The organism is Microbacterium sp. 22303 (assembly GCF_052045265.1).
GTDB lineage: Bacteria > Actinomycetota > Actinomycetes > Actinomycetales > Microbacteriaceae > Microbacterium.
On the sequence record NZ_JBQEOQ010000001.1, the window covers coordinates 229,597 to 254,627 of the forward strand.

Sequence of the window (25,031 nt, forward strand, 5' to 3'; positions counted from 1 at the left end):
GCGGGTGCTTACTTCTCCCAGCCGACGTTCTCGACGGGACCGACCCGGTAGAGGTCGAGGCCCACGTAGGTCTCGGGGGTCAGGTTCGCGAGACCCTTCTTTGCGACCTGGATCGAGGGACCGTTGTAGAGCGGGATGACGCCCCAGGTCTCCTTGATGATCTCCGGCTCGAGCTTCATCGCAGCCTTGGTCCACGACTCGGTGGTGGTCTGCGACTCGACGTCGCCCTTGATCTTCTTGTCGATCTCAGCCGTGCCGGTGCTCGACAGGTTCAGGTTGCTGTCAGAGCAGTACATCTGGCAGAACCAGGCCGGGCCGAACGGGTCGGAGTCGGTGAACCGGAGGCCGAGGGCGTCCCAGTTCTTCGTGGCGACGTCGTTCGAGAAGTTCGACGGCGCACGCGTGTCGATCTTCAGGTCGATGCCGACAGCCTTCTCCTGCTGCTGCAGCGCCTTGGCGAGAGCGGCCTGGACGGGGCTGTCGCTGAACACCGGGTAGGTGACGGTCAGCTTGACGCCGTCCTTCTCCCGCACGCCGTCCGAACCGGCCTTCCAGCCGGCGTCGTCGAGCAGCTTCTTAGCGGCGGCCGTGTCGAACTTCAGGCCGGCAGCCTTGAACGAGTCGTCGTAGCCCTTCTGGAAGGGGTAGAGGATCAGCGAGCCGGCTGCCGGCTCGGTGTAGTCCAGACCGTTCCAGGCGATCTTCTTCTGCTGGTCGATGTTGATCGCCATGAAGAAGGCCTGACGTACCTTCGGGTCCTTCAGCTGCGGCTTGGATCCATCGAGCTGGATCACCGTCTTGGCCGTCTGCTGGGCGCGGTAGATGACGGCGTCCTTGACGTCCTTCACCTGCTTGATCGCGTCTGCCGAGGCGGTCTCGACCTGGTCGATCTCGCCGTTCTTGAAAGCGTTCAGCGAGGCAGCGCGGTCCATGCCCGAGAAGGTGACCTTGTCGAGCATGGGCTTGTCGCCCCACCACTTGTCGTTCGGCTCGAGGGTGACCTTCTGGCCGTTCACGTCGAAGTTGGTGATCTTGTACGGGCCGGCGCCCCACTCGGGGTGCGCGTTGCCGTTGTACGCGTCGTTGTACAGCTCCGGCGTGTTCACCTTGGGGTTCAGGATGCCGGTGAGGAACGGCATGGCCGGCCAGGCGAACTCGCGATTGAACGTCACGATGACGTCCTTGTCGGTGTCGCCCTTCGTGACGGACTCGATGTCCTTGTAGCCGTCGGTGGCGCTCGCCTTGAAGTCGGGGTTCGACCCGTTGTTGTCCTTCCACGTCGTCTCGAAGGCGGTCCAGTCGATCGGAGAGCCGTCGTTCCAGACCGCCTTCTCGTTGATCTTCATGGTGACGACCGTCTTGCCGTCCTTGACGGACGTGTCCCACTTGTCGAGGTAGGCGGGGTTGGCCTTGACGGTGCCGTCCGGATCCATCAGGAACACCTGCGGGGTGTACCAGGCAGCCAGGCGCGAGGTGTCGGCCGTGCCGTCACCGTTCATGAAGTTCATCTGCGCCGGAACTTCGCTGATCCAGAAGTGCGCCTCTCCACCCTGCTTGAGGTTCTCGCGCGGCTGCGGGTTGTAGTCCGCGGTCTTGGTCTCGGCGGGCTTGTCGGTGCTTCCGCCGGTGGATCCTCCGGTCGCCGAGCAACCGCTGATGGCGATTGCCAGCGCCCCGCTGAGGGCGACGACGCCCCACAGCTTGTGCTGCCTTTTCATGGTTCTCCTTCGATGCCTTTCGGCTATTTGGGGACAAGGGACAGTTAACCGGCGTGAACCGAAGCTCCCCGGTATATCGAGACAAACCGTTACCGTTTCGAGTTCAACGGCTGCTGTTCGGTCACCGCCAGTGGCAGGCGTTCACGTGCGACTCCGGACCGTGCAGCTCGGGGGCCACGGTCTCGCACCGGGTGCGCTGATTCTCCGGGAGCATCTTGTACAGCGGGCAGCGCGAGGTGAAGGAGCAGCCGTCGCGGCGGTCCGCCGGACTCGGCAGATCGCCCTGCAGGACGATGCGCTCGCGGGTGCGCTCAATGTCGGGATCGGGGACGGGGATCGCCGACAGCAGCGCCTGGGTGTACGGGTGCTGCGGATCGTCGAAGATCTCGTCCACGTCGCCGTGCTCGACGAACTCGCCGAGGTACATGACTCCGACGCGGTCGGCGATGTGCCGTACCACGGAGAGGTCATGCGCAACGAAGAGGTAGGAGAGCCCCAGCTTGACCTTGAGCTCGTCGAGCAGGTTGATCACACCGGCCTGGATCGAGACGTCCAGCGCCGAGACGGGCTCGTCGAGGACGACGATCTTGGGGTTGGTCGCGAGCGCGCGGGCGATGCCGATGCGCTGACGCTGACCACCGGAGAACGCGCCGGGGAACCGGCTCGCGTGCGCCGGGTCGAGGCCCACGAGGTCCATGAGCTCGTCCACCCTGAGGTCGGCTTCGGCCCGTGGCACGCCGATCGCGCGCAGTGGCTCGGCGATCACGTCCGCGACGGTGAGGCGCGGGTCGAGCGCTCCCATCGGATCCTGGAAGACGATCTGCAGATCGCGTCGGATGGTCCGCTCCGCCTTGCCGCCGTGCAGCTCCGACACCTTGGTGCCGGCGATCGTGATCTCGCCATCGGTCTGCTTTACCAGGTCCATGATCTGGAGCAGGGTCGTGGTCTTGCCGCAGCCGGACTCGCCGACGATCGCCATCGTCTCGCCCTCGCGGATGTCGAAGGTCAGTCCCTTGACGGCGTGGACCTCGCCGACCTTGCGCTTGAGGAAGGCGCCCCGGGTGAGCGGGAACGTCTTCTGCATGTTGCGGACGTCGAGGGTGACCGGTCGCTCTTCTCGCGGGATGCGATCGAGGGCGCTGGTGGGGAGCTCCGGGACCGGATACACCGGCACGCCGCCGATGAGGCCGTTCTCGATCTCGTCGGCGCGCACGCATGCGACCCGGTGTTCGCCGCCTTCGCTCGTCTTGATCGCCCGCAGCTCGGGTTCCCTGGTGCGGCAGGCCTCGGTGGCTATGGGGCAGCGCGCCACGAACGGGCACTCGTCGGGGAGGTTGATCAGTAGCGGCGGGTTGCCCTTGATCGGCACCAGCGGCTGCTTCTCCGCCTTGTCCACGCGCGGGATCGCGCCGAGCAGGCCGATCGAGTACGGCATCCGGGTCTCGTGGAACAGCTCGCGCACAGGAGCCTGCTCCACGGGCTTGCCGGCGTACATCACCAGCACGTCGTCGGCGGTCTTGGCGACCACGCCCATGTCGTGCGTGATCATGATGACCGCGGCCCCGGTCTCGCGCTGCGCCGTGGCGATCAGGTCGAGGATCTGGGCCTGGATCGTCACGTCGAGGGCCGTGGTGGGCTCGTCGGCGATGATCAGCTTCGGGTTGTTGGCCATCGCGATCGCGATCACCACGCGCTGGCGCATGCCGCCGGAGAACTCGTGCGGGAACGACTTCAGTCGCCGTTCCGGGCTCGGAATGCCGACCAGTCGCAACAGCTCGACCGCACGCGCGGTGGCGTCCGCGGTCGACATGCTGCGATGCACCGTGAGCGCTTCGATGAGCTGGTCGCCCACCGTGAACACCGGAGTCAGCGACGTCAGCGGATCCTGGAAGATCATCGCGATGCCGTTGCCGCGCAGCGCCGAGAGCTCCTTGTCGCTCTTTCCGACGAGCTCGATGCCATCGAACATGATCGACCCGGTGACCTTCGCGTTCTCGTCGAGCAGGCCCATGATCGCGAGCGATGTGACCGACTTTCCCGACCCGGACTCGCCGACGATGCTGAGCGTGCGGCCCGGCTCGAGATCGAAGGAGACGCCGCGGACGGCGTCGACGCGCCCCGATTCGGAGGCGAAGCTGACGCGCAGATCGCGGACGGAGAGAAGAGGAGCGGTCATGCGCGGCCTCCCGCCGCTGAGGTGGGATCGAGGGCGTCGCGCAGGCCGTCGGCGACGAGCGCCATGGAGACGGTCAGCAGCGTCAGCGCGAGGGCCGGGAAGTAGAACGTCCACGGGGCGCTTGCGAGGGAGTTCGCTCCGATGCCGATGAGGGATCCGAGCGAGACATCGGGGATCTTGACACCGAAGCCGATGAAGGACAGGCCGGTCTCGGTGATGACGGCGCCGACGACGCCGAGCGTGAAGTTGATCACCAGGAGCGAGCCGATGTTCGGCAGCAGGTGGCGCAGCACGATCTTCATGCCGGGGACGCCCATGTAGCGCGCGGCGTGCACGTACTCGCGCTCGCGGAGCGACAATGCCATCGTCCAGATCACGCGGGCCGGGAAGAACCAGCTGATGAAGATCATCGCGGCCGAGATCACGCGCCAGTCGCCGCCGGCGTTCGAGGAGACGAGGGCCAGGATGAGGAACGTCGGCACGACCATGAGGAAGTGGATGATCAGCAGGATGATGCGCTCAGTCGTGCCGCCGAAGTAGGCGGCCGCCGTTCCGACGATCGCGGAGATCACCGTGGTGCCGATCGAGACCGTGAGCGCGATCATCAGCGAACGCTGCAGACCCACGGAGGTCTGTGCGAACAGGTCGCCGCCGTCCGCCGCGGTGCCGAACCAGTGCGTGCCATCCGGCGGAGTGCCGAGCGCCAGGAAGTCGAGTTCGCTGAAGCTGAACTGTGCGATCAGGGGGCCGAACACGGCGAAGAGCACGAGGAAGGCGAAGATGAACACCCCGGCGACGGCGGGTCGGTTGCGTACGAAGCGGCGGTAGTACAGACGGAACGTGCCGATGCGCTTGCGAGGGATGCGCGCGGCGGTGGTGTCGGGCCCGACAGGGGGCTGAACGGCCTGGGAAGTCATGTCAGCTCACCCTCACTCGCGGATCGAGGACCACCACGGCGATGTCGGCGAGGATGGCGCCGATCGCCGTGAGCACGGCGCTGAAGGCGGCGATCGCCACCACGCCGTGGACATCGTTGGTGCCGATGGTCTGCACGAAGTACCGGCCCATGCCGTTCCACGCGAAGATCGTCTCGGTCAGCACCGCACCGGTGAACACGGTGGGGATGCTGAAGGCCAGCTGGGTCGCGACAGGGATCAGCGACGTGCGCAGCGCGTGCTTGCGGATCGCCTGCGGCTTCGTCAGACCCTTGGCTCGCGCGGTGCGGACGTAGTCGGCCTTGATGTTGTCCAGCAGCAGGGAGCGCTGCAGGAAGTGGTAGCTGGAGTAGCCGATGAACACCAGCGCGATGGTCGGAAGGATCAGATGCTGCAGGGTGTCGATCAGCACCGGGAAGAACCCCGTCACCCCGTCGCTGCGCGCCCCCGTGACGTAGAACAACCGGAAGCCGAGCGCGTCGTTGATCGCGATCGCGATGATCACGATGCCGAGCGCCGCGACGATGATCGGGATGTTCATGGTGACGATGGAGATGCCCTGCCAGACACGGTCCGCGACCTTGTACTGCCGAGAGGCGGTGTACACGCCGATGGCGATGCCGAGCACCGCCGTGATGATCGTCGCGCCGAGCACGAGTTCGCCGGAGACCCACATGCGATACGCGATCTGGTCGTTCACGGACTGTCCGACCGGGCTCACTCCCCAGTTCCAGTGCAGGACGATGTCGGTGAACCAGTGCCACCAGCGCTCCAGCAGCGGCACGGTGTCACTGAGGTTGCGAGGTTCGAGGAGGCGGTTGATCTGGTCTTCGCTCAGCGGAGGGCGACGGCCGACGTAGTTGCTGCGCGGATCGAGGAAGGCCCACGCGAGGAAGTACGTGACATTGGTCGCCACCACGATCATGAGGAGCCAGCCGAGAGCCCGGCGCAGCAAGTACTTGATCAAGATGGTTTCTCTCTCTGGTCACAGGCGCAGCGCGGGATCTCCGACGCAGCGCTGGGTCGATGCCATATCAACACGACCCGAAACCGGTGACGCGGTGCTCCGGCCCGCGCAGCGCGAGACGGAGTGTTGCTGCCGCTGACACCCGGTTCCGGGGAGCGGCAACCTCGCGAGACTATCATCGGCCGGGCGCGATGCCGTATATCGGGCTCGCCTGCCGCGGAACCCGCCCGCGGGAGCCGACCGCCTCCGCGGGCATCCGGCACTCCCGTAGAATCGTAGGGATACCCGTTTCGCCCGGGTCAGCCCGATCCGCCCGCCGGATCCCGCATCGTTCAGGACCTCATGTCACCTCGCGCACTCACTCCGCTGCAGCCGGCCGCCACGCCTCCGCAGCAGATCCGCAACTTCTGCATCATCGCCCACATCGATCACGGCAAGTCGACGCTGGCCGACCGGATGCTCCAGATCACCGGCGTGGTCTCCGACCGCGACATGCGCGCGCAGTATTTGGACCGCATGGACATCGAGCGCGAGCGCGGCATCACGATCAAGAGCCAGGCCGTGCGCATGCCCTGGCAGGTCGACGGCGAGACCGTCGCGCTGAACATGATCGACACTCCGGGGCACGTCGACTTCACCTACGAGGTCTCCCGCTCGCTCGCCGCGTGCGAAGGCGCGATCCTCCTCGTCGACGCCGCGCAGGGCATCGAGGCCCAGACGCTCGCGAACCTGTACCTCGCGCTCGAGAACGATCTCACGATCATCCCGGTGCTGAACAAGATCGATCTGCCCGCCGCCGAGCCCGAGAAGTACGCCAAGGAGCTCGCCGACCTCATCGGCGGTCGCCCCGAGGATGTGCTGAGGGTCTCCGGCAAGACCGGCGTCGGCGTGGAGGAGCTCCTGGACCGTCTCGTGCAGCAGATCCCGGCGCCGTCCGGCGACGCGGATGCCCCGGCGCGCGCGATGATCTTCGACTCGGTCTACGACTCCTACCGCGGCGTGGTCACCTACGTGCGGATGGTCGACGGCAAGCTGTCGCCGCGCGAGCGGATCCAGATGATGTCCACGGGAGCCAACCACGAGTTGCTGGAGATCGGCGTCTCCAGCCCCGAGCCGGTGCCCTCCAAGGGCCTCGGCGTCGGTGAGGTGGGTTACCTGATCACCGGGGTGAAGGACGTGCGCCAGTCGAAGGTCGGCGACACGATCACCAACGCCCGCAAGCCCGCGACCGAGGCGCTGGCCGGATACACCGACCCGAAGCCCATGGTGTTCAGCGGCATCTACCCGATCGATGGCAGCGACTACGCGGAGCTGCGTGAGGCCCTCGACAAGCTCAAGCTCTCCGACGCGTCGCTGCAGTACGAGCCGGAGACCTCGGTCGCACTCGGCTTCGGGTTCCGCTGCGGCTTCCTCGGCCTGCTGCATCTGGAGATCATCACGGAGCGGCTGTCCCGCGAGTTCGGCCTCGACCTCATCACGACCGCACCGAGCGTGATCTACGAGGTGCTCACCTCCGACACCGGCGAGACGGTCACCGTCACCAACCCCAGCGAGTACCCCGACGGGCGGATCGGATCCGTCTCCGAGCCGATGGTGAAGACGGCCATCCTGCTGCCCAAGGATTACGTCGGCACCGTGATGGAACTCTGCCAGTCCCGCCGCGGCACCCTGCTGGGCATGGAGTACTTCTCCGAGGAGCGCGTCGAGCTGCGCTACAACATGCCGCTCGGCGAGATCGTGTTCGACTTCTTCGACCAGCTGAAGTCCAAGACGCAGGGCTACGCCTCGCTCGACTACGAGCCCTCGGGATCCCAGGAGTCCGACCTGGTCAAGGTCGACATCCTGCTGCAGGGCGAGAAGGTCGATGCGTTCAGCTCGATCGTGCACCGCGACAAGGCCTACGCCTACGGGACGATGATGGCCGAGCGGTTGCGCAAGCTGATCCCGCGTCAGCAGTTCGAGGTGCCGATCCAGGCTGCGATCGGCGCACGCATCATCGCCCGCGAGACCATCCGCGCCATCCGCAAGGACGTGCTCGCCAAGTGCTACGGCGGTGACATCACCCGTAAGCGCAAGCTCCTCGAGAAGCAGAAGGAGGGCAAGAAGCGGATGAAGATGGTCGGCCGCGTCGAAGTCCCCCAGGAGGCGTTCATCGCCGCCCTGTCGGGAGATGTCGAGGGCAAGGACAAGAAGTAGGCTGCGCGCGAAGCACCCCACCCTTGGGAGAACCTGGGCGGGGCGCCGGGGCCAGCAAGTAGGGTGGTTGTCATGCGTCGCGGGACATTCCGAGAAGGAACGGTGGACTATGCCGCCGTGGGGGCAACCCACGCGCCCGACCTGATGCAGTATCCGCCGGAGCGGAGCATTCCCGCCGAGGAGTCGTGGCGGCTGGGCAGTGGCGAAGAGCGGTTCCGCACCGCCGGCGACGCCCTGCTGTCGTGGACGGCGCAGCGTGCGGCGGGTCTTCAGCTCACGGATGTGCGCCCAGCATCGAGCCCCGGGTACGCCGGGGTCAGCTTCGACGCCGAGGGCGCTCCGATCGCGCCGAGCCGCACCGAGGTGGAGCCGCGCTACGACGAGGACGGCACGCCGTGGGTGGGCCCCGGCATGACGCTGAAGCTGCACGGACGGGTGTCGGGCATGCGTGCGGACGCCGAGCTGCGAGTGATCTCCGTGACGGAGCAGACGCACCGTATCGGGTTCGTACTGGGCACTGTCGCCGGATCCGTGGTCAGCGGTGAGGAGTCGTTCGACATCGAGTGGAACGACGCCGACGAGGTGTGGTTCACGGTGCGCGCCTTCGACCGCCCGAACAGCTTCCTGTACCGCAGCTTCCCGTATCTGGTGAAGCGCCGCCGTCGCGAGCTGTTCGCTCGGTACCTGCGGGCGATCTCCCCGCTGTACGCGACGCCCCTCTGATGGGGTCTCTGCTGACGGGGAGGACGGCCTGATGGCCGGCCCCCTGCCGCTCGGGGATCCGGCTCCCGCGGATGGCCGCCTGCCGGATGATCTGCCGATCGATCCTGACGCGCCGTTCTCCGCGTATCTGCACGTGCCGTTCTGCCGGGTGCGCTGCGGCTACTGCGACTTCAACACGTACACGGCGTCCGAGCTGCGCGGTGCGCGGCAGGACACGTACGCCGAAACCCTGATCCAGGAGATCGCCCTCGCCCGCGACGTGCTGGCCGAGCGTGGTCCGCTCCGCCCGCTGAGCACGGTGTTCTTCGGCGGCGGGACGCCCACGCTGCTGCCGGCGGGCGACCTCGGCCGCATGCTCGGCGCCGTGATCGGCGCGTTCGGCATCGCCGCCGATGCCGAAGTGACCGTGGAGGCCAACCCGGACACGGTGACCCCTGAGGTCGCCGAGGAGCTCGCGGCGGCCGGTGTCACCCGGATGTCGATCGGGATGCAGTCCGCCGTGCCGCACGTGCTCGCAGCGCTCGACCGCACGCACCGGCCGGAGAACGTGCGCACCGCGGTCGACGCGGCCCGCGCCGCAGGGCTCGCGGTCAGCGTGGACCTCATCTACGGCGCACCGGGGGAGTCGCTGGAGGATTGGCGTTCCTCGCTGACGACCGCAATCGCCCTGGATCCGGATCACATCTCCGCGTACGCGCTGATCATCGAGGACGGCACGAAACTCGCCCGTCAGATCCGGCGCGGCGAGGTTCCCGCTCCCGACGACGACCTGCAGGCCGACATGTACGAGCTCGCCGACAGCCTGTTGAGCGAGGCCGGGTTCGACTGGTACGAGGTGAGCAACTGGGCCCGTCGGCCTTCGACCGAGGTCGGTCGCAGTGCCGCGGATCAGCGCTCCCGGCACAACATGGCGTACTGGCGCGGCACGGACTGGTGGGGCTTCGGGCCCGGGGCGCACAGCCACGTCGCCGGCCTGCGGTGGTGGAACGTGAAGCACCCTGCCGCGTACGCGCAGCGGCTCGCGGCGGGGGAGTCCCCCGCGGCGGGCACGGAGCGGCCCGATGCAGAAGCCGCCCTGCTGGAACGGATCCTGCTGCGCTCGCGCATGGCGGAGGGCATGCCGCTCGATGCGATCGCGGCCGACGCCCGCACCAGGGTCGCGGGGCTCATCGCCGACGGCCTCGTCGAAGCCGGTCCCGCACTGCGCGGCACCCTCGTGCTCACGCTGCGCGGACGGCTGCTCGCCGACGCCGTGGTGCGCGCGCTGACGGATTGATCCGGCGCAGGCCGTTCACTGGTCGCGAAGTGCGCTCATTCGCCGCAGCGAACCGCAATTCGCGACCAGTGAGCGGATGCGGACGACGCTCAGCCCCTGGGCGCCGGCAGCAGATCCAGCACCGTCTGCCGTCGCTGCGGGCCGATGGCGGGCCCTTCGCTTGCGCCGTCGAACAGCGCCGCGGTGCGCTGCATGTCGAACGCCGGCCATCCCGGATCGCCGTCGCGGATGAAGCGCACCCAGGCGTCGTGCATCGCGCTGGCCAGGGCCTGCGGGGGCGCGGTGCCCGCGATCTTGGCGCTCTCGGGATCGCGGAGCCGGTCGAACACGAACCCGATCTCCAGGGCATGCGCGGCGCGCAGGTCACGCACCGGACTCGGCCACGAGAACTCGTACACGAACGTCTGCGCGGTGCGGGCGCGCGCGACCCGGGCGGCCGGCGCGCGCAGCAACAGGTCTGTGGCGAGCTGGCCGAACACCTCCCCGGTGCTACCTCCAGGATGGTCGGCACGTACGGCCCTGGCGGCTGCGGCCGGGATCCGCAGGGCGAGCCGCGCGAGCAGGAGCTTCGACGGCCGGATTGCGGCCAGCGCCTCCGGCGGGAACCACAGACGGTACTCGTCGGTGTTGGTGCCGATCAACAGCGGCACATCGACGTCGGCGAGCGCCTCGTGCGGTGATCGCGGCAGCGAATCGGGATCCAGCACGAGCTGGAAGCCGGGGGCACCGCCGAGCGGGGAGGATCCGGCGGACTGCGCGCGCCGTGCCTCGAGCAGGGCATCCGGAGTGAGAGACGTGAATGCCTCGCGCGTCGCCGCGACGCCGAGGCGCTTCGCGAGCTGCTGGGTCACGCGTCCGCCGCGCTCCGGCGTCTGCGCCTCCAGCGGTCCGGACTGCACGATCGCGCCGCGCACCAGCGCGCGGGTGTCGGGCCGGGAGAGCAACGCTGCCACGAGCGCGCCGCCCGCGGATTCGCCCATGAGCGTGATCCGATTCGGGTCGCCGCCGAACGCCGCGATCTCGTCGCGCACCCAGTGCAGGGCCGCCGCAACGTCCTGCAGTCCCAGGTTGCGGGGTGCCCCCTCGAGCACCGAGAAGCCCTCGGACCCCAGCCGGTAGCCGACGCTGACGAACACCACCCCGTCGCGGGCGAACGCCGTGCCGTCGTACATCGACAGTGCCGCCGTGCCGCGCTCGAGTGCGCCGCCGTGGATCCACAGCACGACAGGGGCCGAGTACGCGTCGGCCGGAGCCCAGACGTTCGCCGTGAGGATGTCGTCGCCGTCGATGCGGACGCTGCCGAGGATCTCCGCGGTCGCCCCTGCATACGGCAGTTGCGGGGCCGTCGGACCGAATGTCTCGGCGTCGCGAGGTGCAGACCAGGGTTCCATCGGTTGCGGGGTCCGGAAGTGGAGTTCGCCGAAAGGGGGCGCCGCGTACGGCACGCCGAGGTAGCGATCGATACCGACGTCACGTCGGCCGAGCAGGTCGCCGGAGGAGATCCTGGTGCGCACGACGTCCTGACCCATGGCCACATCCTAAGAGTGTCGTATCCTCGGTACGCTCCCGGCCCGGCAGGATAGGATTGGCACTCAGGTCGCACGAGTGCCAACGGTGAGGAGGAGTGATGGTCTCAGAACGCGGACTCCAGGTGCTCCGTGCCATCGTCGAGGACTACGTGGAGACGAACGAGCCGGTCGGCAGCAAGTCGATCGTGGAGCGGCACGCGTTCGGCGTGTCCGCGGCCACGATCCGCAACGACATGGCCCAGCTCGAGGACGAGGACCTCATCGCGGCGCCGCACACCTCTTCCGGGCGCGTGCCGACCGACAAGGGATACCGTGTCTTCGTCGACCACCTCGCGCAGGTGCGACCGCTCTCTTCGGCACAGCGCAACGCGATCACGGCCTTCCTCGCGGATCCTGCCGACCTCGATGACCTCATGGTGCGCACGGTGCGCGTGCTCACACGCCTCACCGGCCAGGTCGCGCTGGCGCAGTATCCGTCTTTCGCTCGTGCGCACGTCACGCACGTCGAGCTCGTCGCCCTCAGCCCCAGCCGGCTGCTGATCGTGCTGGTCACCGACGCCGGCGGTGTGTCGCAGCGGATCGTGCCGCTGCCGGTCGAGCTCGACGAGCCAGAGCTCGGCGTGCTCCGCGCGGTCATCACCGAGCTGTTGACCGGCCGTTCGGTGCGCCGCGGTGCCGAGCGCGTGGAGGCGGCGGCGGAGACCTCGTACGGCCCTCGGATCGACGCGGCCCTCGGTGCGCTGCTGCGCGCCGTTGCCGAGGAGCTCGCGGAGTTCCGGCAGGAGCGCCTGGTCATGGCGGGGGCGGCGACCCTGGCCCGCCGGGAGCACGACTTCCGCGGCAGCATCCATCCGCTCCTCGAGGCCATCGAGGAGCAGGTGACGCTGCTGCGCCTCATGAGCGAGATGCACGTCGACGAGCACGGACTCGCGGCGAGCATCGGCACGGAGAACGCCGCGTTCGGCCTCGGCGAGGCCTCGATCGTGGCGAGCGATTACCTGACGCATGGCGGTACCGCGCGCGTGGGCGTGATGGGGCCGACCCGCATGGACTATCCGAGCAACCTCGCGGCGGCGCGGGCCGTGGCCCGCTACCTGTCGCAGCTGCTCGAAGAGGATGAGACCGGCCGTTGATCGGCCGCACGAACACGCATGCCGCCGACGGCGGCCCGGAAAGGCGATGGTGACGGATCACTACGAGGTTCTCGGCGTCTCGCGCGATGCGAGCGAGGACGAGATCAAGAAGGCGTATCGACGGCTCGCGCGTCAGCTGCACCCCGACGTGAACCCCAGTGAGGATGCGGCGGAGCGGTTCAAGCTCGTCACGCACGCCTATGACGTGCTGAGCGACGCCGACTCGCGGCGCCGCTACGACATGGGCGGCGACCAGAACGGCAACGGCGGTTTCGGTGGGTTCGGCGGCTTCGGTGACATCTTCGAGACCTTCTTCGGGGGCGGAGGGGCGCGCGCGGCCCGGCCGCGTTCGCGCCGGGAGCGGGGCCAGGACGCGCTGGTGCGGGTCACGCTCGAGCTCGGCGACGTCGTGTTCGGTGTGCACCGCGACATCGACGTGGACACCGCCGTGCTGTGCGAGACGTGCCAGGGCTCCTGCTGCCAGGAGGGCACCTCACCGGTCACCTGCGACATCTGCGGCGGATCCGGACACGTGCAGCAGCAGGTGCGCAGCCTGCTCGGCAACGTCATCACGACCGCGCCGTGCGGCTCCTGCGAGGGCTTCGGCACGACGATCCCGTTCCCATGCCAGACCTGCAACGGTCAGGGACGGGTGCGTTCGCGCCGTACCGTCGGCCTCGACATCCCCGCCGGCGTCGAGTCCGGCCTGCGCCTGCAGCTGCCCGGATCCGGCGAGGTAGGCCGCGCGGGCGGCCCGAACGGCGACCTGTACGTCGAGGTCACGGTCTCCCCGCACGCCCGCTTCAGCCGCGACGGCGATGACCTGCTCGCCACTCTCGAGGTGGCGATGAGCGATGCGATCCTCGGGACCACCACGACCATCGAGTCGCTGGACGGGCCCGTGGATCTGGAGATCCGCCAGGGCCTCCAGTCCGGCGATGTGCTGACGATCAAGGGCCGCGGCGTCACGCCGCTGCGCGGAACCCAGCGCGGCGACCTGCGCGTGGGCGTACAGGTGCTGACCCCGACCAAGCTCGACCATAAGGAGCGCCAGCTCATCGAGGACTTCGCCAAGCGCACCAAGGCACCGGCGCCGAAGCTGGCCGAGTTCCACCAGGGGCTGTTCTCCAAACTGCGCGACCGCTTCCGGGGCTGACCCGCGATGGCCCTGCACTTCGTGACGCCCGACGCGACGGCGGCCGCGGCCGGTTCGATCCTCGCCCTCACCGGCGCCGAGGCCAAGCACGCCGCTGTCGTGCGCAGGGTGCGGATCGGGGAGCCGATCACGCTGGGAGACGGGGCGGGCGTCTGGCTCGAGGGCGAGGTCGCGTCCTCGGCCCCCGGACTGGTGGAGGTGCGCATTCTGTCGCGCAGGGAGGATCCGAGACCGGATCCGCGGATCCTGCTCGTGCAGGCGCTGGCGAAGGGCGACCGCGACGAGCTCGCCGTGCAGGCCGCGTGCGAGCTCGGCGTCGACGAGATCGTTCCGTGGCAGGCGGCGCGCAGCGTCTCCCGGTGGGAGGGGGCCAAGGCGGTGAAGGGCCGGGAACGCTGGGCCACGATCGTGCGCGAGGCCGCCAAACAGGCCCACCGATCCTGGATCCCGGAGGTCGCATCCGTCGAAGCGACAGCCGACTTGGCACGCCGTGCGGCGACGCAGCGGGTGCTGATCCTGGACCCGACGGCGCCTGCGGCGCTGTCCGCACTCGTCCCGGACGAGCGCGACATCGTGCTGGTCGTCGGCCCCGAGGGCGGGATCGCCCCCGAGGAGATCGAGCGCCTCGTCGGCGCCGGTGCGGAACGCGTGGTGCTGGGCGACACCGTGCTGCGCACCTCGACCGCAGGCCCTGCCGCCATCGCGGTGCTGAACGTGGCGCGCGGGCGCTGGTAGCCGACGCTCGCCGGCACCGCGCGGATAGACTGATTCCATGAGCGAACCCTCCATCTTCACGCGCATCCTGAACGGGGAGATCCCCGGCGAGATCCTGCTGGAGACCGAGGATGTCTTCGCAATCCGCGACATCAACCCGCAGGCGCCTCTGCATGTGCTCGTGATCCCCAAGTCCGAGCAGTTCCGCGACGTCACCGAGCTCGCCGCAGGCGACCCCGGACTCATGGCGAAGATGGTCGCTGCGGCGAAGGAGATCGCCGACGAGCACGCGAACGGCGAGTACCGCCTGATCTTCAACAACGGCGCGAGTGTCGCGCAGTCCGTCTTCCACGTGCACGCCCACGTGCTCGGCAATCTCGAGGAGAACAAGCTCGTTGGCTTCTGACGACACGGCCGAGGGCGTCGCGCCCTCCCAGTCCGTGACCTCCGCCCGCATCGAGGTGGACGGGGTCGCGATGGTGCAGCTGCTCGGACCACAGGACCGGCTGCTGCGCATGCTCGAGAAGGAGCATCCGGCGGTCGACGTGCTGGTGCGCGGCAACGAGGTCACTCTGACCGGCGAGCCGGCTGCGGTGCGCTCAGCGCAGAAGCTCGTGGATGAGCTCATCGAGCTGACGCGCTCCGGGCATGCACTCGCCCCCAGCGATGTCGCGCAGTCGGCGCGGATGCTGGAGCGGGAGGGCGTGCGCCCGAGCGAGGTCCTCGGCGAGGCGATCCTGTCCACGCGCGGACGCGTGATCCGGCCGAAGACTCTCGGTCAGAAGGAGTACGTCGACGCGATCGAGCAGAACACGATCGTGTTCGGCATCGGCCCCGCCGGCACCGGTAAGACCTATCTCGCGATGGCGAAGGCGGTGCAGGCGCTGCAGCGCAAGGAGGTCGAGCGGATCATCCTCACCCGCCCCGCCGTCGAGGCGGGGGAGCGGCTCGGATTCCTGCCGGGCACCCTCACCGACAAGATCGACCCGTATCTGCGCCCGCTCTACGACGCGCTGAACGAGATGATGGATCCCGAGATCGTCCCCAAGCTGATGGCGAGCGGCACGATCGAGGTGGCGCCTCTGGCGTACATGCGCGGGCGTACTCTGAACGACTCGTTCGTCGTGCTGGACGAGGCGCAGAACACCACGCCGGAGCAGATGAAGATGTTCCTCACCCGGCTCGGGTTCGGCACGCGCATGGTCGTCACGGGCGACATCACCCAGATCGATCTTCCTCAGGGCGCCTCCGGATTGCGCGTCGTGACCCGGGTGCTGAAGGACATCGACGACATCCACTTCTCCCGGCTCACGAGTGACGACGTCGTGCGCCACTCGCTGGTGGGCCGCATCGTGGATGCGTACACCGAATACGACGAGCAGCGCACCGCGGCCCGCACCGAGCGCGAGCAGGCGGCGGAGTTCGCCAACCGCGCCGAGCGCCGTGCGGGGCAGCAGCGCCCGGGACCCCGAGACCGCATGCCGAAACGAGGCCTGAAATGATCGAGATCAACAACGAATCGGCCATCGCGATCGACGAGACGGTGCTCCTGCGCCTCACCGAACGCAACCTGGGCCAGCTGAACGTGAGCGCGGATGCGGACGTCGCCATCGTCCTCGTCGACGAGGGCGCCATGGAAGCGCTGCACGTGCAGTGGATGGACGAGCCGGGACCGACCGACGTGCTGAGCTTCCCGATGGACGAGCTGCGTCCCGGCACCATCGACCGGCCGACGCCGCCCGGGCTGCTCGGCGACATCGTGCTGTGCCCCCAGGTCGCGGAGACCCAGGCGGCTGCAGCCAAGCACACGCTCATGGACGAGCTGATCCTGCTCACGACGCACGGTCTGCTGCACCTCCTCGGATTCGATCACGCCGAACCCGAGGACGAGAAGGAGATGTTCGGCCTGCAGCGCGAGCTCATCGCCGGTTTCGCCGCCGACGAGCGCTCGCACGGTCGATGACGCCATTCCTGCTGCTCGCCGGCGCGATCCTGCTCGTCGCGTTCGGTGGCCTGATGGCGGCGATCGACGCGGCGCTGTCCGTGACCTCGCGGGCGGATCTGGAGGAGATGGGATCCGAGGGGCGCAATGCGCCAGCCCTCGCCAGGATCGCCGCGGATCCGGAACCGCACGCGAATGCGGTGGCCTTCATGCGTGTGTTCGTGGAGACGGCGGCCGCGGTACTCGTCACGGTCGCCCTGGTGCTGCTGTTCGACGACCAGATCTGGTGGGCGATGCTCGCCGCCGCGGTGATCATGACCGGCATCACCTTCGTCCTCGTCGGGGCGAGCCCGCGATCCTTCGGTCGCCAGCACGCCGACGCGATGCTGAGAGTGTGCGCTCCCACGATCCGCGCAGTCCGCGTCATCCTCGGCCCGATCGCGCAGGGGCTCGCGGTCTTCGGCAGCCGGGTCACCCCGGGGGCGGGGCGGAGCACGTTCGCGACCGAGACGCAGCTGCTCAGCATGGTCGACGAGGCGGCCTCGCACGACCTCATCGAGGCGGACGACCGCGAGCTGATCCACTCCGTCTTCGACTTCACCGACCAGTTCGTGCGCGCCGTCATGGTGCCGCGCACCGACATGGTCACCGTCGACGCCGCTGCGACCACGTCGGAGGCGATGGATCTCTTCCTGAACCGCGGCGTCTCGCGTATTCCGGTGGTCGACGATGAGGCCGATGATGTCGTCGGCGTGCTCTACCTCAAGGATCTGGTGCAGTTCGCCTACCGGGACGACCGCAGCTGGCGGGCCGCCTCGGTGCGCCGGCTCGCCCGGCCCGCCGTGTTCGTGCCGGAGTCCATGCGTGCGGAGACGCTCCTGCAGCAGATGAAGCGCGAGGCCGTGCACGTGTGCATCGTGATCGACGAGCACGGCGGGATCGCCGGGCTCGTCACGATGGAGGATCTCATCGAGGAGCTCGTCGGGGAGATCTCCGACGAGTACGATCGGCCCGGATCCGAGGTCGTCGAGCTCGAGCCGGGGCACTATCGGGTGAGCGGGCGGATGAGCCTTGAGGACGTCGGCGAGTTGTTCGGCGTCGAGCTCGAGGACGACGACGTGGACTCCATCGGCGGCCTGCTGGGCAAGGAGCTCGGCCGCATTCCGACTCCCGGCGCGACGGCCGTCGTGCGCGGGCTTCTCCTCACCGGCGGCGCCTCACGCGGTCGCGGCCGCGGCATCGAACATGTCTTCGTGGAGCGGGCCGAGGAGCCGCTCGCGGGGGATCAGAACGGATCCGAGCGGTCCAGCAAGGAGAACCACGATGAGCGATGAGCGCGACACCGAGACCCCGACCCCGCACCGCAGCGGGTTCGTGACGTTCGTGGGCCGGCCGAACGTCGGCAAGTCCACGCTGACGAACGCGCTGGTCGGCGAGAAGATCGCGATCACCAGTGAGAAGCCGCAGACCACGCGGCGCGCGATCCGCGGCATCGTGAACCGCCCCGACGGACAGCTCGTGATCGTGGACACCCCGGGCATCCACCGCCCTCGAACCCTCCTGGGCGAGCGCTTGAACGACCTCGTCGGGCAGGTGCTCGGCGACGTCGACGTGATCGGCTTCTGCGTGCCGGCGACCGAGAAGGTCGGCCCCGGTGACAAGCGCATCGCGGCGTCGCTGGACGGCTATCCGCGGGCGAAGAAGGTCGCGATCGTGACCAAGGTCGACATCGCGGAGCGCGACGAGATCACCGAGCGGCTCATGGAGGTCGACTCCCTGCGCGAGGACTGGGCGGCCGTGATCCCGCTCTCCGCACTCACTCGGGTGCAGCTGGACGTGCTGGCGGACGAGGTGCTCTCGCTCATGCCGGAGGGCCCGTCCCTGTACGAGGACGACATCGTCACGGACGAGTCCACCGAGGACCGCATCGCTGAGATGATCCGCGAGGCGGCCCTCGAGGGCGTCCGCGACGAGCTGCCGCACTCGATCGCCGTCGTGGTCGACGACATCTCACCGCGCGAGGACTCCGACCTGACCGATGTGCACGCCTCGATCGTCGTGGAGCGAGACAGCCAGAAGGCGATCATCATCGGACGCAAGGGCGCTCGGCTCCGCGATGTCGGCGCGACCGCCCGTGCGGGCATCGAGGAATTGCTCGGCACCCGGGTGTTCCTGGGCCTGCACGTGAAGGTCGCCAAGGAATGGCAGCGCGACCCGAAGCAGCTCGGGCGGCTGGGGTTCTGACATGAGCGTCGCCGCGCAGCAGTGGATCGCTCCGGAATGGGGCGGTCCGGAGCGGTGGCGGCTGGCCGACACGACGGCACCGGATCCGCAACAGGGCGAGGTGACGATCCGCGTGCACGCGGCGGGGATGAACCCTGCGGACCGCAAGCACGTCGCCGTGCCGAGGCCGGGCGTCGAGCTGCCGGTGCCGATCGGCTATGAGGTCTCGGGCGAGATCCTCGCGATCGGACCGGGCACGCGGATCGGATCGGGGGAGGCGCGAGTTGGCGACGAGGTCGTGGCCTTCCGGGTCCAGGGCGGGTATGCGAGCGCGCTCACGATCCCCGCGGAGAAGGCCTTCCGCAAACCCGCACGCCTGTCGCACGCCGAGGCGGCGAACCTGCTGCTCGCCGGCACCACGGCCGCGGAGATGCTCGAGCGCGTGCACGCTGAGGAGGGTGAGACCATCCTGCTCCACGGCGCCTCGGGCGCGGTCGGGGTCATGGTGCTGCAGCTGGCCGCACTGCGCGGCATCCGCGTGATCGGCACCACGAGCGAGGCCGGCGCCGAGCGCGTGCGTCGGTTCGGCGGCACCCCCGTGGCTTATGGCGAGGGTCTTCTGGACCGGGTCCGCGCCACCGGCCTGGCCGTGGACGCGGCGCTGGATGCGGTCGGCACGGACGAAGCCGTCGACGTCTCCCTCGCTCTCGTCGGGGACCGTTCCCGGATCGTCACGATCGCGGCACCCGGTCGCGCGGCGGAGCACGGCTTCCGCGCCATCGCGGGATCCCAGCCCGGCAGTGCAGCGTTCCGCGACGGGATCCGTGGCGAACTGGTGCGTCTCGCGGACGAAGGACGGCTGGTGGTGCCGCTCGCGCGCACCTATCCGCTCGCCGAGGCCGTCGACGCCACTCGTTTCCTCGCCGAGGAGCATCCGGGCGGCAAGCTCGCGCTGATCCCCTGACGGACAGCGGCGATCTCGAGCGCGGTCTTCGCAGACTCCGCGCATCGGGAGGGCGCCGGTATCACCAGCCGCCGGAGGATCCGCCTCCTCCGCCACCGCCGGAGAACCCGCCGCCGAAGGAGCCGCTGGAACTCGACGACGAGCTCGGCGTGGGGGTCGGGCTGAGCGAGCTGTTCATGCCGCTGAGCGAGCCGGCGAAATTCGCGCCGGTGTAGCCGTAGTACCAGCCGGGCGTGATGCCGTCGTGCTCGTACTGCACGGCAAGCACCTGCCCCCACTCGCGTTCCATGCCGAAGAGCATCGCGTAGGGGAGCAGCCGCTCGTACAGCACGATGACGTCCACCGTGCCGTCCGCGCGGCGTTCCGCGCCCCGGTACGACTGCAGCATGCGGATCCGGTCCGCCTCGGCCAGCCGGATGTACTCGCGCACCCCGAGCAGGTACTCGCGCGCCTCAGCGCCCTGCGGCGTGAGGACGGCGCGGCGCGGCAGCGACACGAGGATGGCGACGATCGCGACCGCCGATGCGACGATCGCGACGACGAAGGTCGCGATGGCGGCAGGACGGCCCACCGCCATGCCGGGCGCGGCCAGCACGATCGCGCCGAGGCCCGCCGCGAGTGCGATGACGCTCAGGACCACCGCGAGCACCGAGCGCCGCCGGGTGAGCAGACCACGCTCGAACGCGGCGACATGGGCGGACCCGGCGAGGGCCTTGAGCCGGGCGACCAACGGATCGTTCGGCACCTCGAGATGCAGCGTCGTGCCGACAGGTTCTCCGGGGAACAGCGCATGCAGAGCCTCCGCGTCGAGCGCATCGGGGGAGCTCGACGGGTCGAGGAGCTCGAGCACGGGCTTGCTCTCGCCGTCAGAGATGCGGATCGCCCTGTGGACGGCGAGGTGCACGATCTCGGCGGAGTTCGCGACGGGCCGTCGACCCTCGATCTCGGCGGCGAGGACCGGGGGAAACGTGTCAGGCACGTCGTACTGGGCGACCACGATGCCGCGGCCGCTGCGCCGTCCGTTCCGGCGCAGCAGTCCGATGCCGAGGATCGGGCCACCGATCGCGAGCAGCACGGCGAGACCCGCGACGGGATACGGCGCGACGTCGGTCATCGGATCCGGCTGGCGTGCCGGAGCCTGGGCGAAGGTTCCCGCCTTCATCGGGAAGGCGACGGTGACACCGGATCCGGCGGGGACGTTCTCCTGCGTCACGGCGAACCCGGTCCCAGAGGCGGGGGAGAGCGTGCAGCGGGTGGTGGAGTCGACGGGCCCGGCGTAGCAGGAGGGGGCGCCGATCATGGCGGCATCGACGTCCGGGGCGAAGGAGAGCTCGGCGGAGAAGTGCGCGATCGGCTGCGCGGAGTTCAACGGGAGCAGGTTCCAATACCACTCGTCGATTGCCCGGTTGGTGGGCCGATGCACGACATCGCGCATCGTGTAGCGGATCACATAGGTGTTGCGTCCGTGCGCGAACCTGTCAGGATCGCCGATCTTCAGTTGCCGCTCGCCGTCGTCGGTCTCGCTGTCGTCGTACGGCACCGCCTTGCCTGCGCCGTCGGTGATCGAGACGACGTGCAGCCCGAGTGGCGCGCCCTCGTACCAGGTGGGCAGGCCTCGGAGGATGCCGTGGTTCTGGTCGAAGTCGGGGAACTCCGCGACGAGCGTCTCGGTCACCGCCAGCATCGCGCGGCCGTCGGCGTCGCGGCTGAGCAGATACTGCGCGTCCCAGGACGCGTAGGAGAAGTCGTTCGTGTCGGCGTGCGCGGCGGGTGCCGCCAGCAGCGGGGCCAGCACGAGGGCGAGGGCGCCGAGCAGGGTGAGCAGCCGGGCGCGCAGTCGAGCCGTCATGCCAGCCAGACTATCCGTCTCACCCGTCGCCCCGAGGTCGTCCGCGAGCGGGCGCGCTGTGCGCGTGCCCGCTCCCGCACGCGAGGATCAGTGCAGCGCACTCGTCTCGATGATCGTGCGCAGCGCCGCCTCGTCGTTCGCGATCTCGGTGACGCGCTGCGGGGCCGCGAGCAGGGCCTGCAGCTCGTCCGACAGCGGCAGCTCGATCCCGAGCGCTTCGGTGATGGTCTCGCCGAACTTCTCCGGCTTGGCGGTCTCGAGCACGAGCATGGGCACGCCGTCCTCGATGAACGTGCTCGCGACCTTCACGCCGTCGGCGGTGTGCGGGTCGATGATCGTTCCGCTCGCGTCGTGCACGGCGCGGATCGTGGCGAGCCGGTCTTCGTGCGTGCTGGTGCCGCTCACGATCCCGAACTCGTCGGCGAAGCGCGGCAGATCCGCGGTGAAGTCGAAGACGCCGGTGCGGGCGAGGTCGTCCCAGGCCCCGACGACTCGCTGCGGGTCGCGGCCGACGAGGTCGTAGATGAAGCGCTCCAGGTTCGATGCCTTGGAGATGTCCATCGACGGGCTCGACGTCGCGAGCGTCTGTGCCGCGCTGCGCGGACGGTAGAGCCCGGTGCGGAAGAACTCGTCCAGCACGTTGTTCTCGTTCGCGGCGAGCACGAGACGGCGGATCGGCAGGCCCATGCCGCGCGCGAAGAAGCCGGAGAGGATGTTGCCGAAGTTCCCGGACGGCACCGCGAAGGACACCTCGAAGCCGTCCCGCTCGGCAGCGGCGAGGCCGTCGGTCGCGCGCAGCCACGCCCAGAAGTAGTAGACGACCTGCGCGGTGATGCGGGCGAGGTTGATCGAGTTGACCGCGCCCAGGTGCTGCGCGTTCTTGAAGTCGAGGTCGCCGGCGAGGTCCTTGACCAGGTTCTGGCAGTCGTCGAAGACGCCGTCGACGGCGATGTTGTGCACGTTCGCGTCCTGCAGCGAGTACATCTGCGCGCGCTGGAACGGGCTCATCCGTCCCTGCGGCGAGAGCATGAAGACGCTGATCCGGTCCTTGCCGCGGAGGGCGTGCTCGGCCGCCGAACCGGTGTCGCCCGAGGTGGCGCCGACGATGTTCAGCACGCCGCCCGTGCGCTCGAGGGCGTACTCGAGCGCCTGCCCGAGGAACTGCATCGCCATGTCCTTGAACGCCAGCGTCGGCCCTTCGGAGAGCCCGACGAGCGTGATCCCGCCGCCGATCGGCGTCAGCGGCACGGGCTCGGCGAACACCGCGGGGGAGTACGCCGCCGCGCACAGCTCCGCCAGATCCTCGCGCGGGATGTCGGTCGCGAACAGGCCGAGCACCTCGGTCGCCAGCTCCGCGTAGTCGAGTGCCCGCCAGGACTCGAGGGTCGCCGCGTCGACCTCGGGCAGCCGCTCCGGGACGAGCAGGCCGCCATCGACGGCCAGGCCCTCCAGGAGCGCCTCGCTGTAGGTCTTCGGCTCCCCGCCACCGCGGGTGGAGATGTACTGCACGAGTTGCTCCTCGATTCTCGGGCGTCTCGGATCCGCTCGTAGGGGGTGCGGATCCGCGTGCATCGATTCTCGCAGGTCCGTCACAGCCCTGATGCCCCTGTGTCGCCGTGCTAGCATGGCGGCATGCGCGCAGGCGGTCTGCTCCTTCTTATCTGCCGCGACGAGTCCCGTCTCTGAGGGCCCCACTCGTCGCGGTGTTCGTGTTGGCCCGCTCCCACACTTGAAGCGACGAGAAGAGCAACCCTCATGAAGAACAACCAGCGCCCCACCACGATGCCGGTCCACAAGTATCGGCCGTACCACGAGCAGATCGCTGTCGATCTGCCCGACCGCACCTGGCCCTCGGCCCGCATCACGAAGGCGCCGCGCTGGTGCGCGGTCGACCTGCGCGACGGCAACCAGGCCCTCATCGACCCGATGTCCCCTGAGCGCAAGCGCGTCATGTTCGAGCTGCTCGTCGGCATGGGCTACAAGGAGATCGAGGTCGGCTTCCCGTCCGCGAGCCAGACCGACTTCGACTTCGTGCGCCAGCTCATCGAAGAGGACCTGATCCCGGACGACGTCACGATCCAGGTCCTGACGCAGTGCCGCGAGCACCTCATCGAGCGCACCTACGAGGCGATCGCCGGCGCCAAGCAGGCCATCGTGCACTTCTACAACTCCACCAGCGTGCTGCAGCGCCAGGTCGTGTTCCGTTCCGACCGCGAGGGCGTCAAGCAGATCGCGCTCGAGGGCGCGCGCCTGTGCCGCGAATTCGAGAAGCGGATCCCCGACACCGAGGTCTACTACGAGTACTCACCGGAGAGCTACACCGGCACCGAGCTGGAGTACGCCGTCGAGGTCTGCAACGAGGTGCTGGAGATCCTGCAGCCGAGCCCCGGTCGCAAGGTCATCATCAACCTGCCGGCCACCGTCGAGATGGCGACCCCCAACGTCTACGCCGACTCGATCGAGTGGATGAGCCGTCACCTGAACCACCGCGAGAACGTGATCCTCTCGCTGCACCCGCACAACGACCGCGGCACCGCGATCGCCGCCGCGGAGCTCGGCTACATGGCCGGCGCAGACCGCATCGAGGGATGCCTGTTCGGCAACGGCGAGCGCACCGGCAACGTCGACCTCGTCGCGCTGGGCATCAACCTGTTCACGCAGGGCATCGACCCCGAGATCGACTTCAGCGACATCGACCAGGTCAAGCGCACCGCCGAGTACTGCAACCAGCTGCCCGTGCCCGAGCGCAGCCCCTGGGCCGGCGATCTCGTCTTCACCGCGTTCAGCGGATCCCACCAGGATGCGATCAAGAAGGGCTTCGAGGCCATGGCCGCGAAGGCCGAGGCTCAGGGCGTCACGGTCGACGACATCGAGTGGGGCGTGCCCTACCTGCCGGTCGATCCCAAGGACCTGGGCCGGTCGTACGAGGCAGTCATCCGGGTCAACTCGCAGTCCGGCAAGGGCGGCGTCGCCTATCTGCTGAAGACGGACCACGCGCTCGACCTGCCGCGCAAGCTGCAGATCGAATTCTCCGGCGTCGTGCAGGGCAAGACCGACGCCGAGGGCGGCGAGGTCACCAGCGAGCAGATCTGGGAGATCTTCACCGACGAGTACCTGCCCGCGTCGGCCGACGACGCCAAGTGGGGCCGGTTCGAGCTGCTCGGCACCCGCACGAACAGCGACATGTCCGGCGAGGTCACCCTCGACGTCGTGCTGCGCGACGACGAGGAGCGCGTAGAGGCCGAAGGCCGGGGCAACGGTCCGGTTGCGGCGTTCATCGAGGTGCTGCGCGAGCGCGGCTTCGACATCGCCCTGTACGACTACGTCGAGCACACTCTGTCGACCGGTGGCGACGCCCAGGCGGCCGCCTACGTCGAGCTGCAGGTCGGCGACCAGCGCCTGTGGGGCGTCGGCATCGACGGTGACATCTCCACGGCGTCGCTCAAGGCGATCGTGTCCTGCGTGAACCGTTCCATCCGTGCGCGGGCCGCCGCCGAGGCGGACCTCGTCAGCGCCTGAGCGCCCGCGCG

At 68.8% G+C, this 25,031-nt stretch carries 20 protein-coding genes; 13 read left to right on the top strand and 7 right to left on the bottom strand.

Annotation, left to right across the window (positions count from 1 at the left end; translation table 11 throughout):
• Positions 1–8: 8 nt before the first annotated feature.
• From ACTJI8_RS01070 to ACTJI8_RS01085, 4 genes are all read right to left on the bottom strand, one after another.
• Complete coding sequence (locus tag ACTJI8_RS01070; RefSeq protein ID WP_440731572.1) at positions 9–1,718, bottom strand: ABC transporter family substrate-binding protein; 1,710 nt, start codon at positions 1,716–1,718, stop codon at positions 9–11.
• A 121-nt stretch (positions 1,719–1,839) separates the two neighbouring features.
• Positions 1,840–3,894 (bottom strand): ABC transporter ATP-binding protein, encoded by a 2,055-nt coding sequence (locus tag ACTJI8_RS01075; protein WP_440731573.1) that lies wholly within the window; start codon positions 3,892–3,894, stop codon positions 1,840–1,842.
• Entirely contained in the window at positions 3,891–4,811 is a 921-nt protein-coding gene (locus tag ACTJI8_RS01080; RefSeq protein ID WP_440731574.1) for an ABC transporter permease, read from the bottom strand. Before ACTJI8_RS01080 ends, ACTJI8_RS01075 begins: the two co-directional genes overlap by 4 nt.
• 1 nt (position 4,812) lies before the next feature.
• On the bottom strand, positions 4,813–5,796 hold the full coding sequence (locus tag ACTJI8_RS01085; protein ID WP_440731575.1) for an ABC transporter permease: 984 nt from the start codon (positions 5,794–5,796) through the stop codon (positions 4,813–4,815).
• Between the two features lie 342 nt (positions 5,797–6,138).
• On the opposite strand from ACTJI8_RS01085, the gene lepA reads away from it, so the two are divergent.
• The 3 genes from lepA to hemW all read left to right on the top strand — a co-directional run bounded on the left by lepA (position 6,139) and on the right by hemW (position 9,991).
• Complete coding sequence (gene lepA / locus ACTJI8_RS01090) at positions 6,139–7,992, top strand: translation elongation factor 4 (RefSeq protein WP_440731576.1); 1,854 nt, start codon at positions 6,139–6,141, stop codon at positions 7,990–7,992.
• A gap of 72 nt (positions 7,993–8,064) precedes the next feature.
• Positions 8,065–8,715: a DUF1990 family protein gene (locus ACTJI8_RS01095; protein WP_440731577.1), complete on the top strand. Its 651-nt coding sequence runs from the start codon at positions 8,065–8,067 to the stop codon at positions 8,713–8,715.
• Positions 8,716–8,746: 31 nt separating this feature from the next.
• Complete coding sequence (hemW, locus tag ACTJI8_RS01100) at positions 8,747–9,991, top strand: radical SAM family heme chaperone HemW (protein WP_440731578.1); 1,245 nt, start codon at positions 8,747–8,749, stop codon at positions 9,989–9,991.
• 89 nt (positions 9,992–10,080) lie between these two features.
• Here hemW and ACTJI8_RS01105 read toward each other — a convergent pair whose 3' ends face one another.
• On the bottom strand, positions 10,081–11,520 hold the full coding sequence (locus ACTJI8_RS01105) for a carboxylesterase/lipase family protein (protein ID WP_440731579.1): 1,440 nt from the start codon (positions 11,518–11,520) through the stop codon (positions 10,081–10,083).
• Positions 11,521–11,618: 98 nt separating this feature from the next.
• Between ACTJI8_RS01105 and hrcA the strand changes: the two genes are divergently transcribed.
• The 9 genes from hrcA (at position 11,619) to ACTJI8_RS01150 (ending at position 19,652) form a co-directional block, all read left to right on the top strand.
• Positions 11,619–12,653, top strand: a complete 1,035-nt coding sequence (gene hrcA, locus ACTJI8_RS01110; protein WP_440731580.1) for a heat-inducible transcriptional repressor HrcA — start codon at positions 11,619–11,621, stop codon at positions 12,651–12,653.
• Between the two features lie 49 nt (positions 12,654–12,702).
• Positions 12,703–13,809, top strand: a complete 1,107-nt coding sequence (dnaJ, locus tag ACTJI8_RS01115; protein ID WP_440732418.1) for a molecular chaperone DnaJ — start codon at positions 12,703–12,705, stop codon at positions 13,807–13,809.
• Between the two features lie 6 nt (positions 13,810–13,815).
• Positions 13,816–14,544, top strand: a complete 729-nt coding sequence (locus ACTJI8_RS01120; RefSeq protein WP_440731581.1) for a 16S rRNA (uracil(1498)-N(3))-methyltransferase — start codon at positions 13,816–13,818, stop codon at positions 14,542–14,544.
• A gap of 37 nt (positions 14,545–14,581) precedes the next feature.
• Complete coding sequence (locus ACTJI8_RS01125) at positions 14,582–14,929, top strand: HIT domain-containing protein (protein ID WP_233309285.1); 348 nt, start codon at positions 14,582–14,584, stop codon at positions 14,927–14,929.
• Between the two features lie 70 nt (positions 14,930–14,999).
• Positions 15,000–16,025, top strand: a complete 1,026-nt coding sequence (locus tag ACTJI8_RS01130; RefSeq protein ID WP_440732419.1) for a PhoH family protein — start codon at positions 15,000–15,002, stop codon at positions 16,023–16,025.
• Entirely contained in the window at positions 16,022–16,486 is a 465-nt protein-coding gene (ybeY, locus tag ACTJI8_RS01135) for an rRNA maturation RNase YbeY (protein WP_045270489.1), read from the top strand. Before ACTJI8_RS01130 ends, ybeY begins: the two co-directional genes overlap by 4 nt.
• On the top strand, positions 16,483–17,799 hold the full coding sequence (locus tag ACTJI8_RS01140; RefSeq protein ID WP_440731582.1) for a hemolysin family protein: 1,317 nt from the start codon (positions 16,483–16,485) through the stop codon (positions 17,797–17,799). Before ybeY ends, ACTJI8_RS01140 begins: the two co-directional genes overlap by 4 nt.
• Entirely contained in the window at positions 17,789–18,709 is a 921-nt protein-coding gene (gene era / locus ACTJI8_RS01145) for a GTPase Era (protein WP_440731583.1), read from the top strand. Before ACTJI8_RS01140 ends, era begins: the two co-directional genes overlap by 11 nt.
• Position 18,710: 1 nt before the next feature.
• Entirely contained in the window at positions 18,711–19,652 is a 942-nt protein-coding gene (locus ACTJI8_RS01150) for an NADP-dependent oxidoreductase (RefSeq protein ID WP_440731584.1), read from the top strand.
• A 61-nt stretch (positions 19,653–19,713) separates the two neighbouring features.
• On the opposite strand, the gene ACTJI8_RS01155 is transcribed toward ACTJI8_RS01150, so the two are convergent.
• Together ACTJI8_RS01155 and thrC are read right to left on the bottom strand one after the other, a co-directional pair.
• Entirely contained in the window at positions 19,714–21,501 is a 1,788-nt protein-coding gene (locus ACTJI8_RS01155; RefSeq protein WP_440731585.1) for a DUF2207 family protein, read from the bottom strand.
• Between the two features lie 87 nt (positions 21,502–21,588).
• Positions 21,589–23,010, bottom strand: coding sequence for a threonine synthase (gene thrC, locus ACTJI8_RS01160; protein ID WP_440731586.1), 1,422 nt, complete (start codon positions 23,008–23,010; stop codon positions 21,589–21,591).
• Positions 23,011–23,256: 246 nt separating this feature from the next.
• Here thrC and leuA point away from each other — a divergent pair, with 246 nt between their 5' ends.
• Positions 23,257–25,020, top strand: a complete 1,764-nt coding sequence (gene leuA / locus ACTJI8_RS01165) for a 2-isopropylmalate synthase (protein WP_440731587.1) — start codon at positions 23,257–23,259, stop codon at positions 25,018–25,020.
• The last annotated feature ends 11 nt before the right edge of the window (positions 25,021–25,031 follow it).

Coding starts and splice junctions, on each gene's coding strand:
- ACTJI8_RS01105 (WP_440731579.1), bottom strand. CDS start 11,520: ATGGGTCAGGACGTCGTGCGCACCAGGATCTCCTCCGGCGACCTGCTC.
- ACTJI8_RS01125 (WP_233309285.1), top strand. CDS start 14,582: ATGAGCGAACCCTCCATCTTCACGCGCATCCTGAACGGGGAGATCCCC.
- ACTJI8_RS01140 (WP_440731582.1), top strand. CDS start 16,483: ATGACGCCATTCCTGCTGCTCGCCGGCGCGATCCTGCTCGTCGCGTTC.
- ACTJI8_RS01095 (WP_440731577.1), top strand. CDS start 8,065: ATGCGTCGCGGGACATTCCGAGAAGGAACGGTGGACTATGCCGCCGTG.
- lepA (WP_440731576.1), top strand. CDS start 6,139: ATGTCACCTCGCGCACTCACTCCGCTGCAGCCGGCCGCCACGCCTCCG.
- leuA (WP_440731587.1), top strand. CDS start 23,257: ATGAAGAACAACCAGCGCCCCACCACGATGCCGGTCCACAAGTATCGG.
- hrcA (WP_440731580.1), top strand. CDS start 11,619: ATGGTCTCAGAACGCGGACTCCAGGTGCTCCGTGCCATCGTCGAGGAC.
- ACTJI8_RS01070 (WP_440731572.1), bottom strand. CDS start 1,718: ATGAAAAGGCAGCACAAGCTGTGGGGCGTCGTCGCCCTCAGCGGGGCG.
- ybeY (WP_045270489.1), top strand. CDS start 16,022: ATGATCGAGATCAACAACGAATCGGCCATCGCGATCGACGAGACGGTG.
- ACTJI8_RS01130 (WP_440732419.1), top strand. CDS start 15,000: ATGGTGCAGCTGCTCGGACCACAGGACCGGCTGCTGCGCATGCTCGAG.
- ACTJI8_RS01150 (WP_440731584.1), top strand. CDS start 18,711: ATGAGCGTCGCCGCGCAGCAGTGGATCGCTCCGGAATGGGGCGGTCCG.
- ACTJI8_RS01155 (WP_440731585.1), bottom strand. CDS start 21,501: ATGACGGCTCGACTGCGCGCCCGGCTGCTCACCCTGCTCGGCGCCCTC.
- era (WP_440731583.1), top strand. CDS start 17,789: ATGAGCGATGAGCGCGACACCGAGACCCCGACCCCGCACCGCAGCGGG.
- ACTJI8_RS01080 (WP_440731574.1), bottom strand. CDS start 4,811: ATGACTTCCCAGGCCGTTCAGCCCCCTGTCGGGCCCGACACCACCGCC.
- ACTJI8_RS01075 (WP_440731573.1), bottom strand. CDS start 3,894: ATGACCGCTCCTCTTCTCTCCGTCCGCGATCTGCGCGTCAGCTTCGCC.
- hemW (WP_440731578.1), top strand. CDS start 8,747: ATGGCCGGCCCCCTGCCGCTCGGGGATCCGGCTCCCGCGGATGGCCGC.
- ACTJI8_RS01120 (WP_440731581.1), top strand. CDS start 13,816: ATGGCCCTGCACTTCGTGACGCCCGACGCGACGGCGGCCGCGGCCGGT.